The sequence below is a fragment of the Nocardia sp. NPDC051787 genome, from assembly GCF_040681325.1.
In the GTDB taxonomy this organism is placed as follows: domain Bacteria; phylum Actinomycetota; class Actinomycetes; order Mycobacteriales; family Mycobacteriaceae; genus Nocardia.
On record NZ_JBFAYO010000028.1, the window covers coordinates 1 to 13,715 of the forward strand.

14 protein-coding genes and 2 pseudogenes are annotated in these 13,715 nt (G+C 69.5%); 13 read left to right on the plus strand and 3 right to left on the minus strand.

Annotation, left to right across the window (positions count from 1 at the left end; all coding sequences use genetic code 11):
- Positions 1-119 precede the first annotated feature (119 nt).
- The 7 genes from AB0M45_RS25650 to AB0M45_RS25680 all read left to right on the plus strand — a co-directional run bounded on the left by AB0M45_RS25650 (position 120) and on the right by AB0M45_RS25680 (position 5,944).
- The gene (locus AB0M45_RS25650; RefSeq protein WP_364334203.1) at positions 120-806 is read left to right on the plus strand and encodes a crotonase/enoyl-CoA hydratase family protein; all 687 of its coding nucleotides are present in this window, start codon (positions 120-122) and stop codon (positions 804-806) included.
- 121 nt (positions 807-927) lie between these two features.
- On the plus strand, positions 928-1,395 hold the full coding sequence (locus AB0M45_RS25655; protein WP_364334206.1) for a hypothetical protein: 468 nt from the start codon (positions 928-930) through the stop codon (positions 1,393-1,395).
- A 305-nt stretch (positions 1,396-1,700) separates the two neighbouring features.
- Positions 1,701-3,053, plus strand: a complete 1,353-nt coding sequence (locus tag AB0M45_RS25660; protein WP_364334209.1) for an FAD-dependent oxidoreductase — start codon at positions 1,701-1,703, stop codon at positions 3,051-3,053.
- A 57-nt stretch (positions 3,054-3,110) separates the two neighbouring features.
- Positions 3,111-3,560: a universal stress protein gene (locus AB0M45_RS25665; protein WP_364334212.1), complete on the plus strand. Its 450-nt coding sequence runs from the start codon at positions 3,111-3,113 to the stop codon at positions 3,558-3,560.
- Positions 3,561-3,763: 203 nt separating this feature from the next.
- On the plus strand, positions 3,764-4,258 hold the full coding sequence (crcB, locus tag AB0M45_RS25670; protein WP_364334215.1) for a fluoride efflux transporter CrcB: 495 nt from the start codon (positions 3,764-3,766) through the stop codon (positions 4,256-4,258).
- Between the two features lie 112 nt (positions 4,259-4,370).
- The gene (gene crcB / locus AB0M45_RS25675) at positions 4,371-4,733 is read left to right on the plus strand and encodes a fluoride efflux transporter CrcB (RefSeq protein ID WP_364334475.1); all 363 of its coding nucleotides are present in this window, start codon (positions 4,371-4,373) and stop codon (positions 4,731-4,733) included.
- 197 nt (positions 4,734-4,930) lie between these two features.
- Positions 4,931-5,944 carry a cation diffusion facilitator family transporter gene (locus AB0M45_RS25680; RefSeq protein WP_364334218.1) on the plus strand — a complete coding sequence of 338 codons (1,014 nt, stop codon included), beginning with the start codon at positions 4,931-4,933 and terminating at the stop codon, positions 5,942-5,944.
- Position 5,945: 1 nt separating this feature from the next.
- On the opposite strand, the gene AB0M45_RS25685 is transcribed toward AB0M45_RS25680, so the two are convergent.
- Both AB0M45_RS25685 and AB0M45_RS25690 read right to left on the minus strand, forming a co-directional pair.
- A complete protein-coding gene (locus tag AB0M45_RS25685) occupies positions 5,946-6,749 on the minus strand; it encodes a class I SAM-dependent methyltransferase (protein ID WP_364334221.1) in 804 nt (267 codons plus the stop codon).
- A gap of 77 nt (positions 6,750-6,826) precedes the next feature.
- The gene (locus AB0M45_RS25690; protein ID WP_364334224.1) at positions 6,827-8,245 is read right to left on the minus strand and encodes an amidase; all 1,419 of its coding nucleotides are present in this window, start codon (positions 8,243-8,245) and stop codon (positions 6,827-6,829) included.
- A gap of 943 nt (positions 8,246-9,188) precedes the next feature.
- On the opposite strand from AB0M45_RS25690, the pseudogene AB0M45_RS25695 reads away from it, so the two are divergent.
- The 3 genes and pseudogenes from AB0M45_RS25695 to AB0M45_RS25705 all read left to right on the plus strand — a co-directional run.
- Positions 9,189-9,584, plus strand: a pseudogene (locus tag AB0M45_RS25695) (FUSC family protein); the annotation flags it as partial.
- 432 nt (positions 9,585-10,016) lie between these two features.
- Positions 10,017-10,469 carry an SRPBCC family protein gene (locus tag AB0M45_RS25700; protein WP_364334478.1) on the plus strand — a complete coding sequence of 151 codons (453 nt, stop codon included), beginning with the start codon at positions 10,017-10,019 and terminating at the stop codon, positions 10,467-10,469.
- Positions 10,470-10,526: 57 nt separating this feature from the next.
- On the plus strand, positions 10,527-11,180 hold the full coding sequence (locus AB0M45_RS25705) for an SDR family NAD(P)-dependent oxidoreductase (RefSeq protein WP_364334227.1): 654 nt from the start codon (positions 10,527-10,529) through the stop codon (positions 11,178-11,180).
- Positions 11,181-11,310: 130 nt separating this feature from the next.
- On the opposite strand, the gene AB0M45_RS25710 is transcribed toward AB0M45_RS25705, so the two are convergent.
- Complete coding sequence (locus AB0M45_RS25710; protein WP_364334230.1) at positions 11,311-12,564, minus strand: cytochrome P450; 1,254 nt, start codon at positions 12,562-12,564, stop codon at positions 11,311-11,313.
- Between the two features lie 105 nt (positions 12,565-12,669).
- Between AB0M45_RS25710 and AB0M45_RS25715 the strand changes: the two genes are divergently transcribed.
- From AB0M45_RS25715 to AB0M45_RS25725, 3 genes and pseudogenes are all read left to right on the plus strand, one after another.
- Positions 12,670-13,140: a helix-turn-helix domain-containing protein gene (locus tag AB0M45_RS25715; RefSeq protein ID WP_364334233.1), complete on the plus strand. Its 471-nt coding sequence runs from the start codon at positions 12,670-12,672 to the stop codon at positions 13,138-13,140.
- A 28-nt stretch (positions 13,141-13,168) separates the two neighbouring features.
- Positions 13,169-13,576: a hypothetical protein gene (locus AB0M45_RS25720; RefSeq protein ID WP_364334236.1), complete on the plus strand. Its 408-nt coding sequence runs from the start codon at positions 13,169-13,171 to the stop codon at positions 13,574-13,576.
- Positions 13,560-13,613: pseudogene (locus AB0M45_RS25725) on the plus strand (hypothetical protein); the annotation flags it as partial. The gene AB0M45_RS25720 and the pseudogene AB0M45_RS25725, both read left to right, overlap by 17 nt.
- Positions 13,614-13,715 lie beyond the last annotated feature (102 nt).

Below are 13,715 nucleotides of genomic sequence, written 5' to 3' on the forward strand. Positions count from 1 at the left end.
GGCCACCATCCGCATCGCTGCCATCAACCAATGGCTCCGACACGGGTGAGAGCGGGCAACTGCCCACCCTCACCCACTTTCAAAACAGTGGCTAGAGCGCTGCTCTAGAGGAGGCTGTCATGACTGGACTCGTCACCTACCGGTTCGATGGCGGTGTCGCCACGATCACGCTGGACGACGGCAAGGCGAACGTGATGTCGGAGAACATGATTCGCGACATCGCGGCCGCGCTGGACCGGGCCGAGGAGGATCGGGCTGTCGTTCTGCTCACCGGGCGGCCCCGCATGTTCTCCGCCGGCTATGACCTGCCGACTTTCTCCCGCTCGGTGGACGACATCCGCCGGACCCTGCGCGCCGGCGGCAACCTCATCCATCGGCTGCTCGGATTTCCGCTTCCCGTGGTCGCGGCGTGCCCGGGGCACGCGATCGCGCAGGGTGCGTTCACGCTGCTGGCCACGGACGTGCGCTTCGGCGTCGCGGGGAATTTCAAGGTGGGCCTCAACGAGGTCGCGCTCGGATTGACCATTCCGCACTACGGTGTGGAAGTAGCGCGGCATCGGCTCACCGCTCCGGGATTCGACCGGGCCGCGAACACCGGAATCCTGATCGGCCCCGAGCAGGCGCGGGAATGGGGATTCCTCGATGTGCTCGTCGCCGACGCGGACGAACTGCACGCGCGCGCCACGGCCGAAGCGCACCGGTTGACCGGAATCGACCTGGGGGCGCACGCGGGGACCAAGTTGCGGGTGCGCGCCCACGTGCTCGCGGCGGTGCGGTCCGGGATCGATACCGAGTTCGGGGTGTAGATGACCGCAGGCACACGCGGGCGGATCTTGGCCGAGGCGACGAAACAGCTCCTGGCCAAGGGCTATCCGGCGTTCACCCGTGGCGGGCGTCCGCGATCGGCTCGGCTTGTCCAGTGGCAGCATGTTCCACGCGTTCGGTTCCAAGGCAGAACTCGCGGCCGCGGTCTACGTCTCCGGCATGCTCGACTATCAGCGCACAGTGCTCGACCGCCTCGACCCTCCCGGCGTAGACGCCGAGCAGGCGATCCGCGCGATGCTCGACGCCCATCTCGGCTGGGTCGAAGATCATCGAGACCTCGCCCGCTTCCTGTTCGACACCCTGCCGGACGAGGTCGCACGTGCCGCCCAACCGGCGCTGGTGCAGCATAATCGGGACTTCTTCGCCGCCTTGGAGCGCCGGTACCGAGAACTGCTCGGTGCCGTCGACGTGGGCGCGGGCGGCTATCCGGTGGCGCATGCGATCTGTGCCGGACCGGCGCAGGAGTACTGCCGCCAATGGGTGCGCGGACGCGTCACGGCGCCGCCGCGCACGCTCGCGCGGATCTTGCAGGACGCCGCCGTCGCGGCCCTCGCAACGCTTGCGCGCTAGCCTGCCGCTGCCGAACGCCGCTCCGGTGGGCGGCTGTCTTCGAATTATTCTGTGCGACAGTGTATTCGACACCTGGATCAGGGCATCATCGCAGGATCGACGTCCTGCGATCGGCTGTCGTCGCCTCCCTCCGGGGTAGTGGGCTTCGGCGCTGCGACAGCGACTCGTGACCGCGCTGGTTCGGTGCGCGTTGGTTCGGCGGCACGGTCGTTGCCCACGCGGCCGTATGTCCAGTCCGGTTGCGCGCGGGCGGCTGGTGATCGACAGTGGTTGTCGAGTCAGGGGTGCGGCGACGGGAGGCCACCATGGACCGCACGGACGTGGTTGTCGTCGGTGCAGGCTACGCCGGGCTGTGCGCGGCGCGTGCGTTGCGGGCGGCCGGGCGAGACGTCGTCGTCCTGGAAGCCGGTGACCGGGTCGGCGGCCGGACGCTCACCGCGCGGGTCGGCGACGGATGGGCCGTGGACCTCGGCGGACAGTGGATCTCCAACGCGCACACCAGGTTCGCCGCGCTGGCCGAGGAGTACGGCGGCGCGACATACGTACCGCCGGCCGGGGTCGACTTACTGGTCGAAGGCGTGGTGCGGCGGCCGTTCTCCGGCGCGCGTCCGCCACTGCCCACGCTCGTCCTGGTGGTGCTGGCCCAGGCGATGTGGCGGCTGGAACGGATGGCCGCACGCGTCGATCCGGCGCGCCCGTGGACCACGCCCGGCGCGGATCGCCTGGACGCGATGACGGCGGCGACCTGGTTGCGCCGGAATCTGCCCGAGCGGCGCGCCCGGCACCTGGCCGAGGTGATGATCGGCGAAGAACTGTGCGTCGATGTCGGCAGCATCTCGATGCTCGGCTTGCTGACCACGATCCGTTCGGCGGGCGGCGTCGACGCCGGGATCACGGCCGAGACGGTGACCCGGCTGTTCGTCGACGGAGCCGACGCGCCCGCGCTGGCCATCGGCGTGGATTTGGGCCAGGCGCTGCGTCTCGGCGCTGCCGTCACGTCGATCCGGCAGCAGGCCGACGGCGTCCGGGTCGGCGGAGCGTTCGGTGACGTGCACGCCGAGCATGTGATCGTCGCGGTGCCGCCGGCCATCGCCGGACGCATCGCCTACGATCCGCCGCTGCCCGCGGCCCGTGATCAATTGACCCAGCGCGTGCCGATGGGGTCGGTGCTGAAATCCTTCGCGGTCTACGAACGGCCGTTCTGGCGCGATGACGGGCTCACCGGCCAGTCGCTGAATCTGCACGATCCGGTGCCGGTGACCTTCGACGCCACCCGCCCCGGCGGGCCGGGCGTGCTCGGCGCACTGGTTCCCGGGCGTGCCGCACAGCGCCTCGCCGCGTTGCCCGCGTCCGAGCGACGCGCCGTGATCGTCGGTTCGCTCGTGCGCGCCTTCGGCCACGCGGCCCGCGACCCGATCGAGTGGCACGAAAAGGTCTGGGCCGACGACCCGTACGTCCGCGGCGGCTACGGCGCCTACTTCCCGCCGGGCGTGCTGACCACCTTGGGCTCGGCGCTGCGGCAACCGGTCGGAGCGATCCACTGGGCCGGCAGTGAAACCGCCACGGAATGGTCGGGCTACATCGAGGGAGCGATCCGCTCCGGCGAGCGAGCGGCGGCCGAAGTGCTGGCGGTACATCGATCCGTGACCGCGGCGTGATCGTCCAGGTAGCCCGAATGCTGGCTCGGGCCGACTCCGAAGGACCAGAATGAAGAGGTGTTCCAGCGGATCGTGGTGGGCTACGACGACTCACCCGGCGCCCGAGCCGCCTTGACGATGGCGCTCGACTTGGCGGCGGTGCACCGTTCGGCGCTCACCGTGGTGGCCGTCGAAGAGTATCTGCCGCACTACGGTCCGGTGGTCGGTGAGATCGAGGGCGAACGCTCGATCGGAGAGCAGGCCTGCCGACGGTGGCTCAACGCCGCCGCCGCGGTCGGCGAACAGCGCGGGATCGCGGTGCAGGCGGAGATTCGCGCGGGTCAGGCGGCGCGGGAACTGGCCACCGCCGCCGAGGAACACGATGCCGACCTGCTGATTCTCGGGCGCAGCGGGCACTCGGGCATTTGGGGCCGATTCATGGGCAGCACCGCGGAGAAGGCCGCCAGGCACGCGGGCTGCTCGGTTCTCGTCGCGCACGACGGCTACGGACTCGCTGAGCAGCGGTGAGTGTGCGGGAGGTGAGTGTGCGGGAAATGCGGCTTCGGTGCGCCCGCGAACTCCGGTGCCGCTACGCGTGTCGCGTCGCCGGTTGATTATCCTGGCGTGCGCGCGGCGGTGGGGCTCGCCGCTCCGGTCATCCGGAACAACCGCGGCATTCGTCGCCGACAGTCCCTACCCGAACACCGCACCCGTTCGTGTAGGAGACATCCGTGCCCGGTGAACTGACCGAAGAACCGATCGAGACCGACTCCCTCGCGCGTCGTTGCGCTCGCTGGCGGGACCTCTGGCGCATCCACGGCGTGGTACTGCTGGTCGTCGCCGTGGGCGGCGCACTCGGTGCGCTGGCTCGCTATGGACTCGCCCGGGGATTGCCTGCGCACCCGGGACACTTTCCCATGGCCACGTTCGTCACCAATGTCAGCGGTTGCTTTCTGATCGGCGTCCTCATGGTGGCGGTCACCGAGATCTGGGCGGCGCATCGGCTGCTGCGCCCTTTCCTCGGCGTGGGCGTCCTCGGCGGATTCACCACCTTCTCCACCTACGCCAACGAGATCCGCGGTCTCCTCCAGCCCGGCACCATCGCCGTCGCCTTCGGTTATTCGGCGGGCACGTTGATCTGTGCTCTGCTTGCCACGGCTGCGGCGATGTGGCTCACCCGGGCCGGGTACGAGCGTCTGCGCCGCGCGCGGGTGCGGTCGGCGTGAGCGTCAGGCGCGGTGTCGCGGCTCGCGTAACCGCCGCGAGGCTGGGTGCCGAGTTCGGCAGCGGGGGCTCCGGTGACCAGGAAAGTATCGAGCAGGAGGGCACAGCGTGAGCATGCTGCTCGTCCTCGTCGGCGGTGCGATCGGCGCGCCGCTGCGGTACCTCATCGACCGTGCGGTACAGGATCGTCGCGACAGCCTGTTCCCGTGGGGCACATTCCTGGTCAACCTGATCGGCTGCCTGGTGCTCGGTGGGCTCAGCGGTGCGGGGACCGCGCTGGCGACACCGCTGTTCATCTTGCTCGGCACCGGATTCTGCGGAGCGCTGACCACCTACAGCACCTTCAGCTACGAAACCGTACGGCTGGCCGAGCGGGGCGCCTACTTCTACGCGGCGATGAACGTCGGGGTCAGCGTGGCCGCCGGGTTGGCCGCCACCGTGTCCTCCTACGCTCTGGTGCACGCCATTTTCGGCTGACAACCCACGTTGCGCAAACGTGCGATCCGTCGACGGCGGCGTTTGGTCGCCTTCTCGCGCCCTGGTCCGGCGAAGCCTGTGCGACGTGATCCAGCTCACTCGGTTCGTTTACCGCTAGCAGGTCGGGGTGCGTTAAGCTGACTCCCGACTGATGCAGATATGCGCATACATTATGGTGACGGAAAGGGGCTGGGTCGATGGGACACGAGCACGGGCATGGCCACGCACACGGACACGGGGTGTCCCGTAACGCCGACCGCAGATGGCTGACCGTCGCGCTCGCCCTGATCGCCGGATTCATGGCGGTCGAGGTCGTGATCGGTGTGCTGGCGAATTCGCTGGCGCTGCTGTCCGACGCGGCGCACATGCTCACCGACGCCGCGGCCATCGTGCTCGCGCTCGCCGCGATCCGGCTCGCCGCCCGTCCCGCGAACGGCAAGTACACCTACGGCTACAAGCGTGCCGAGATCCTCTCGGCACAGGCCAATGGTGTCACGCTGCTGGTGCTGGCGGGCTGGCTCAGCTACGAGGCGGTGCGGCGTCTGCTGGAGCCGCCGGAGGTGACCGGTGGGCTCGTGCTGGTGACCGCGTTGGCGGGTGTCGCGGTCAATGTCGCGGCCACTTGGGCGATCAGCAAGGCCAACCGGTCCAGTCTCAACGTCGAGGGCGCCTTCCAGCACGTGCTCAACGACCTCTACGGATTCATCGCCACCGCCGTGGCCGGCCTCGTCGTGCTGATCACCGGATTCGCCAGGGCGGACGCGATCGCCACGCTGGTCGTTGTCGCCCTGATGGTGAAGGCGGGGCTCGGGCTGGTGCGCGAATCCAGCCGGATCTTCTTGGAGGCGGCGCCGGCGGGCGTCGATCCGGATGTGCTCGGGCGCAGGCTCGTCGACATCGAGGGCGTCGACGAGGTGCACGACCTGCACGTCTGGCAGATCACCTCGGGCGACATCGCGCTGTCGGCGCACGTGCTGGTCCGCCCGGGCGCCGACTGCCATGGGCTGCGTCAGCGGATCGAGCGGCTGCTCGACCACGATTACGGCATCACCCACACCACGTTGCAGGTCGACCACAGTCATGTCGTCACCTCCTCGGCGGACCCGGCCGCGCAGCGCCTCCTTCCGGTGCTGGATGGCCATTGCGACGATGCCCACGGTCCGGTGCACCGCGACCGCCCGTCGTCCGCGGCGGGTATCAGCGCACCCTGAGCTACCGCACACCACGCGCGTGGACTATGGCGGGCGGAATGTCGCGCAGCACCGGAAGACGTTCGAACAGAGGCAGACTCACCGATAGCGGCCCACGGGAAGGCCCGTAGGAGGAGACGGTCACCTCGGCCACCCGCGGGCTCCACTCGTGCAGCAGCCGGGCCACCCGGCTGCGCTGGACGCCCCACGGCATCGGCGGAGCGGTGTAGTGCGACGTTTTGCGGAACCCACGGAGGGTCTTGCGGGAGAACCACGGCGGGATGATGTCGAACATCAACTCCACGCCGGGCAGGCGGTCGAAGATCGTGGCGCACAGGCGCCGCACGTCGTTGGGTTCGAAGTACATGAACAGTCCCTGCGCCGTGATGAACACGCCGCGGTCGGTATCCACCTCGTCGAGCCAGGCCGGATCGAGGGCGCTGATCGGCAGGTGGCGACAGTGCGCGCTCCGCGGCAGGAACCGTTCCCGCAGCGCTATGCCTTCGGGGACGTCCACGCACAGCCAGCGCACCTGTCCGTCGTCGCACCGCTGGAACTGGGTCTCCAACCCGGAGGCGAGCTCCACGACGGTCCCGCCGGCGTGCGCCGCCAGCCAGGGGCGCAGCGCCTGGTCGAAGTGCAGCGACCGCACCGCGTGGGTGCCGTCGGGAGCGCCGAACGCCTGCTCGTAGTCGTAGTCGAGTGCGTCGAAGATTCGGACGCAGTCCGGGTCTCTCAGGATGCCGTCCGCCCGTTTCGCTTCCGACGCTCGGTTGTAGAGCGTCCACAGCATGGTCTCCGGGACTCCCGTCAATTGGACGTTCACGGTTTCGTCCTCCCCGGCCTCCGGCCGCCTAAATAATGAAAACCAAATCCAACTAAGCCTAACCTAACTGTCTCTGGTCAGCGATGCAGGCGAGGGAACGGCTGCTCGGACTCGACCAGGTAGGCCAGTTCCAGCAGGGTGCGTTCGTTGCCCCGGGTGGCGGCGAATTGGACGCCGATGGGGAGTCCGGCGGCGGTGCGGCCCGCCGGAACCGTGATGGCGGGTGTTCCGGTGATGTTGTTGATCGGGGTGAAGCAGACGTAGGCGCGGAGCCGGTTGATCAGTTCGTCGAATGGCACGGTCGGACTGAGATACCCGAGTTCCGGAGTGGTGTGGCCGAGCGCTGGGAGCAGCACCGCGTCGTAGGGGCCGAGCGCCCGCTCGTACGTGGCGGCCGCCGCGCGTAGTCGGTAGAGCGTCAGCGGAGCGTGCAGAGCCCGGCGCAGGAAGAAGCCGCGCAGGCCGACCGTCAGATCGTCCACGCGCCGTGCGTCGAAACGCCGATCGAGCAGCTTTCCCGTCGTGGTGACCGCTGCCGCGAGCAGTGCCCAATAGTGCAGGAAGGCGTTTTCGATCGCCACGTCGAACGGCAGCGGCACAGGCTCGACCGAATGACCGCTGGATTCGAGGAGGCGGGCCACATTTTCGACGGCATTCCGGGTCGGACCGGCCGCGAGCGGCCCCGCGATGTTGTCGAGCACGAGCGCGATCCGCATCCGCCGGGTCGCGGGCCCTTCGACGCGGCCGATCGGCCGCAGTGCGGGGTTGCGCCAATAGCACTCGGCGGCAGCGGCATACGCCGCCGTATCGCGCACCGTTCTGGTCAGCACTCCCTCGCTGACGATGTCGATCGGCAGCGTACGTGCCAGCCCCGACACGACGTGTCGTCCGCGGCTCGGCTTCAAACCGACCAATCCGGCACAGGCGGCCGGAATGCGGATCGACCCGCCGCCGTCATTGCCGTGCGCGATCGGAACGACCCCGGCCGCCACCAGTGCGGCCGCCCCGCCGGACGACCCGCCCACCGAAAACCCGGTGTGCCAAGGATTACGCGTGGGCGGGGCGTGCGGCGGCTCATTGCTGGCGTTGAAGCCGAACTCGGGCATGGCGCTCTTACCGAGCACGGTCAGGCCCGTGCTGAGGAACTGCCGGGTGTAGCCGCTGTGCGCCCGGGCGGGTGTGGCGTTGAAGGCCGCGGTGCCCTGGTTGGTCGGCATGCCCGCGACATCGGTGTTGTCTTTGACGAACGTGGGCACGCCGTAGAAGACGCCGGTCCGCTCTGCGGGGATCAGCGGTTTCGCGTAGCTCGGGTAGGCGACGGCGGCCAACCGCTCGACCTGCTGGGCGCGCGCCACCGCGGCGTCGGCGAGTTCGCGCGGCGAGACCGCTCCCTCGCGCACCAGTCCGGCGAGGGCGACCGCGTCGTGATCGCCGAGCGCGTCGTCGCCGAAGGCGTGGACGCGCGTGGGGAGCGGAATATGAGCGTCAGCGGTCATGTCCCGAATCTAGTGTGTGCACCAGGCAGTCCGCCCAGATGAGAAAGGACCGCAGGTGTCCGCGACACATCCGGATCCAGTGCCGCCGAGGGGCCGCGTCGGCACACAGCTGTTCGCCCGGAGACCCGCGGGCGGACGGTGGAGCCCGGCACTGCGTGCCGCCGTGGCGTTCGCGGTGCCCGCCGCGCTCGTCACCGGACTCGGCAGTCCGGACGCGGCGGTGTTCGTCATCTTCGGCGCCTTCGCCGTGCTCTACGGTGAGGGACGGCCGTTCCGGGTGCGCGGCCGGGTGGTGCTGGCCGCCGGCCTGGCGCTGCTCGCGGCGTGCGGTCTCGGTGGGCTGGTCGGCGGGCTGCTCACCACCGGATTCGGCGCTTCGCTGGTCATGGTGGTCGTGGTGTCGGCGGTCGCGGTGCTCGCCGTCTTCGTGATCGACGCGCTGCGGCTCGGTCCGCCGGGCGCGCTGTTCTTCGCATTGGTCTGCGCGGGCGCGATGAAAGCCGTGGAATCCGGCGCGTCGCTGGTGACACTGCTGCTCTGCACGGCATCCGGTGTGCTCGCTTCGATCGTCGTTTCAATGGCCGGAATGCTGCGTGATCACCGCAAACCCGAACGCATGGCGGTCGAGGCGGCCGTCCGCGCGGTGGATGCGTATGTCGCGGCCCGGGAGACGGGCAGATCCGCTATCGAACTACGTCACCGGGCCGGCGCCGCGATGGCCGACGCATGGGCCGCGGTCTACGACGGTGGCGTGCCGAGTGACCCCGGAGAAGCGACGCTGTTGGCCACCCTGCAGCGCGCGCGGCGCACGCTCGCCGGGTACGCCCCCGCCGACGACACCGACGATTTGCTCGTCGATCCGTTGGTTTCGTTCGCCCGTCCGAGTGTGGGTTTCCGGCTGCGGCGTTCGTTGTCGTTCTCCTCGCATGCGGCGATCAGTGCGATGCGCGTCGCGGTGGGCTGCCTCGGCGCGGGTGCGCTCAGCGGGTGGCTGGGTCTGGAGCGGCCGCACTGGGCGGTGCTCAGCGCGCTGATCGTGTTGCAGACCGGGCCGGATCGGGTGCACGGGCAGGTGCGCGCCGTCCACCGTTTCGTCGGCACCGTCGTCGGCCTCGGCCTGTTCGCGCTCATCTACCAATTCTGGCCGACCGGCTATGCGCTGATCGTGCTCATCGCCATGCTGCTTTTCTGCATCGAGCTGTTCGTCCCGCGCAACTACGCGCTTGCCGTCGTGTTCATCACCCCGGTCGCGCTGACCGCGGGCGGTGTCGCCACCACCGATGGACCGATCGGGCCGGTGATCGGGGATCGTCTGGTGGAGACGGTGCTCGGTGTCATGGTGGCGGTGTTCGCGCTGTACTGTGTCGCGCCGCACGGGCATCGGCGCACCTTCCATTGGATGGAACGCCGCGCGGTCGCCGACGCCCGCGCACTGCTGGACAGGCTGCGCCGCAAGCCGATGGACACCGAGGCGTGGATGCTGGTTCAGCGATTGCAATTCGAACTGGTCGGCGTGGTCCGCAGCGGTATCGACTCGGCGACCGATGATCCCGAGTGGACCCGCGAGTACTGGCCGGAGCACGCCGCCCTCGCGCACTTCGGCCATGACCTGCTCGCCGCCTGCTGGGTGCTGCAGCCGGGTGAGCGGCTCCCCGACGTGGCCGGCTGGGCAGCCCGCCTGGAATCGGCGCTTCCCGGACCATCGGCGCCGAACCGGCTGCCTGCTGGGCGGTATCTCCGCCTACGCTCAGCTCCCATCAGGCTTCGGCGCATGCACGACAGCGTGACGGTCCGGATGGCTGCCCCGGCCGAGAAGATCTGGGAACTGATCAGCGACATCGAGAACACCGGGCGGTTCAGCCCCGAGACGTTCGCGGCGGAGTGGCTCGGTGGCGCCACCGGCCCGGCTGTGGGCGTGAGGTTCCGCGGGCACGTCAACCGCAATGGCTGGGGACTGAAGTATTGGACGGTGTGCCGGATCGTCGCCTGCGAGCGGGGCCGTGAATTCGCGTTCACCGTGCTCGGTCCAGGCGGCATGCCGGTCAACACCTGGCGTTATGTCCTCGAGCCGGTGGACGGCGGCACCGACGTGACCGAGTCGTTCCAGCTGCACGACAACCCGGTGCTGCGGCTGTACTGGCTGCTGGCCGGATGGACACGCGGAAAGACGAACCTCGAGGGCATGCGCGAGACGCTGAACCGCATCAAGGCCGTGGTCGAATAACCTCCTGGCACAGCGCCGTTCGGCGCGGCCGCGGCCGCGGACCTAGGCTCGGCAACCATGACTGCTCCTGTACTTCTCGTGCTCGGCGCCGGTCCCGGCATCGGGCTGTCGGTTGCCCGCTTGTTCGCGGATGACGGGTTCGCCACTGTGCTGGCCTGTCGCTTTCCGCAGGAGGCCGAACCGCTGGCGGAGCAGTTGCGCGGGCAGGGATTCGACGCGGAGGGCGTCGGGGTGGACCTGACCGATCCTGTCGACGTGGGGCGCGTCGTCACCGGGGTGGGTGAGCGCCACGGTCGCATCGACGTACTGCACTTCAACCCGAGCGTCTTCCGTCAGGCCGACCCGTTGCACCTGTCGGTTCCCGAACTGATCGCGGACTTCACCGCCGGCGCCGCGGCGCTGCTGCCCGCCGTCCAGGCCGCGCGTCCCTTCCTGTCCGAGGGATCCCGCGTGCTCGTCACGGGCAGCGCGGCCGCGGACAAGCCGTGGCATCAGGCCGCCTCCCTCGGCGTCCAGAAGGCGGCGGTGCGCAACCTGGTGACCAGCCTGGACACCACTCTGGCCCCCGCGGGCATCCGCGCCGCCGCGGTGCAGATCAACGGCGTGCTCGGCGAGGGAGCCTTCACCCGGGATCGCGTCGCCGCGGCGCTGCACGCGGCGGCCACCCGGCCCGCCGACGCATGGACACCGCACGTCGCCTACGACGGCTGAATTCCGTCTGCGTGGCTCGTGCGCTGAATCCGGCAGGCCGGGCCCACGCAGATCGACGCATTCCCCTCAGTGCGACGAAGCGGTCGACGCACCGCACGAACCTGGGCAAGGCCAGTCGCTGAGCCTGGTGCTACCGGGGTCGGATGGCCATGAATTCGATGGGTAGCCGCGCGGGTCCACGCAGATTGACGTGCTCCCGGTAGCGCGGAGGGTCCACGGGTAGCGATGGGGATTCGACGCGCTGGGCGAACCGGGTCAGCGCCACCCGCGCCTCCAAGCGGGCCAGCGGCGCGCCGACGCAGAAGTGTGCCCCGAGTCCGAAGGCCAGATGGCGGTTGTCGCGTGCGGGGTCGAATCGGTCGGGGTCGGCGAACACCGCGGGATCGCGGTGTGCGGCGGCGATCAGCAGGACGACCAGATCGCCGCGCTGGATGTCCGTGCCGCCGATGGTCAGATCGTCGGCGGCGATGCGCGGGATCAGCTGAACCGGAGGGTCGAACCGCAGCGTCTCCTCGACCACGCCGGGCCCCCGGTCCGGGTCCGCGCGTAGTGCGGCGAGTTCGCGCGGCCTGCGCAGCATGGCCAGAGTCGCGTTGGCGATGAGGTTGACCGTGGTCTCATGTCCCGCGACCAGCAGCAGCGCGCAGGTCGAGATCAGTTCCGCGTGGGTGAGCGCGTCACCGGCGTCCTCGGCCGCGATGAGTTCGGAGAGCAGGTCCTCGCCCGGCGTGTGGCGTCGGCGCTCGGTGAGTTCTTCGAAGTAGGCGTGCAATTCGATGCCCGCGCGCTGGATTTCGGCCGGGTCGGCGCGGAACTGAGGAGCCGCGCGTGAGGTCGGATCGAGGGTGCGCGACAGCAGCGCGGACCAATTGCTCAGCCGCGCTTCGTCTTCCAACGGCACGCCGAGCAGTTCACAGATCACCGTCACGGGGAGCGGATAGGCCAAATGGCCGACCGCGTCGAAGGTCCCCGCGTGCGCGCGCTGGTCGAGCAGATCGTCGACGATCTCGGTGATCCGCGGCTCCAATCGCCGCACGACGCGCGGGGTGAATGCCTTCGACACCAGGCGGCGCAGGCGGGTGTGGTCCGGCGGATCGAGGAACAGGAACGAGGCTTTCGCCTGTGCGGCACCGTCTTCGCGTGTCCCGTCGTAGATGGGCATGGAACCGAGCTGCAACCGTGCGAGCGACCGGTCGACGCTGGCCCGTGGATCACGCAGCATGGCGGCGCAGTCGTCGTAGCGGGTCAGTACGACCACGGGTGCGGTGCCGATCCGGAACGGACCGGACTTGCGCAGCCGGGCGAGGAGGGGGTACGGGTCCGCCCGCACCGCGGGGTCGAGCAGCCGCACATAGTCATCGGTCGGGTGGTTCGTGGTCGTCATCGACACTCCCAGCTGTCCGGCCCGGAGTCGGCGCCGGGCTTGTTGGTATTATTCCGATACCGACGGTAGGAAGGCAATACCGGCGCGGGATGCGAAAATGTCGCCATGACACTCCGGCGCCCGGTCGACGATTCGGTCACCCGCGTGGTCGAACTGCTCGGCGACCGGTGGACCATCCTGCTGATCGCCGAGGCCTTCTTCGGGGTGCATCGCTTCAGCGATTTCGCCCGCAACATCGGCATCACCAACCGCAACCTGCTCACCAGCCGCCTGCGCATGCTGATCGACGCGGGCATCCTCACCCGCACCGACCACGGCGGCGGACGGGTCGACTACCACCTCACCGCCGCGGGCCGCGAGCTGTATCCGATCGTCATCTCGATGATGGTCTGGGGCGACAAGCACCTCGTCGGGGCGGAAGGCCCGCCGATCGTCCTCGATCATCGCCGCTGTGGGCATGAGACCTCGCCGCTGCTGGTTTGCGACCACTGCCGCGAGCCGCTCGACCCACGCGAGGTCGAACCCAAGGCGGGGCCGGGCTTCCACCAGCCGCCGGGCGCCGAACAGCCCGGTTAGCCGGGTCGTAGGCGAATAGAGTGGGCCCATGGCGCAAGCGATCGCCGTCGACCGGGCGCGTTGGCTCGGTTTCCGCTGGCGCGGGCAAGGTTTGGCGGGCGCGGACCGTACCGACGCGCTCGACGATTTCCTTCTGCTCGGCGTGCAGGGTGGACGCGGCGGCGGGCCGGAGCAGTCGCTGATCCAGCGCACCGCGGTGATCGGCAGTACGCCCGTCGCCGAGGCGGTCGAGCCGGACGGCCCGCTGGTGACTGTTTGGTCGGTGCGCGGCGCTCCGCATGCCCATCCGCTGACCAGGCTGGACGCCCTGCCAGGCCACGCATGTGCCGGATGGGTTGTTCCGTGCCGCCGGATGCCTGGCCCTACCGGATCATGCGCGCCGCCATGTGGTGTGGCGCGCCCTGGCCGCGCCCGGTGCGGTGCTGTCCGCCGGTGAGGTGGTCGGCACCTGGCGCTACCGACGTGCCGAGAACGCAATGACCCTCACCTGTTTCGAGCCGCTGTCGGCACGGCAGCGCGCGGACGCCGAGAACGGTGCCGGTCTGGTGGCCGAGACCGCCGGAGCTGATCCGCCT

Bases quoted from the DNA above. Each gene is read 5' to 3' on its own strand.
- AB0M45_RS25650 (WP_364334203.1), top strand. From the start codon at position 120: ATGACTGGACTCGTCACCTACCGGTTCGATGGCGGTGTCGCCACGATC.
- AB0M45_RS25655 (WP_364334206.1), top strand. From the start codon at position 928: ATGTTCCACGCGTTCGGTTCCAAGGCAGAACTCGCGGCCGCGGTCTAC.
- AB0M45_RS25660 (WP_364334209.1), top strand. From the start codon at position 1,701: ATGGACCGCACGGACGTGGTTGTCGTCGGTGCAGGCTACGCCGGGCTG.
- crcB (WP_364334475.1), top strand. From the start codon at position 4,371: ATGCTGCTCGTCCTCGTCGGCGGTGCGATCGGCGCGCCGCTGCGGTAC.
- AB0M45_RS25680 (WP_364334218.1), top strand. From the start codon at position 4,931: ATGGGACACGAGCACGGGCATGGCCACGCACACGGACACGGGGTGTCC.
- AB0M45_RS25690 (WP_364334224.1), bottom strand. From the start codon at position 8,245: ATGACCGCTGACGCTCATATTCCGCTCCCCACGCGCGTCCACGCCTTC.
- AB0M45_RS25700 (WP_364334478.1), top strand. From the start codon at position 10,017: ATGCACGACAGCGTGACGGTCCGGATGGCTGCCCCGGCCGAGAAGATC.
- AB0M45_RS25705 (WP_364334227.1), top strand. From the start codon at position 10,527: ATGACTGCTCCTGTACTTCTCGTGCTCGGCGCCGGTCCCGGCATCGGG.
- AB0M45_RS25710 (WP_364334230.1), bottom strand. From the start codon at position 12,564: ATGACGACCACGAACCACCCGACCGATGACTATGTGCGGCTGCTCGAC.
- AB0M45_RS25715 (WP_364334233.1), top strand. From the start codon at position 12,670: ATGACACTCCGGCGCCCGGTCGACGATTCGGTCACCCGCGTGGTCGAA.
- AB0M45_RS25720 (WP_364334236.1), top strand. From the start codon at position 13,169: ATGGCGCAAGCGATCGCCGTCGACCGGGCGCGTTGGCTCGGTTTCCGC.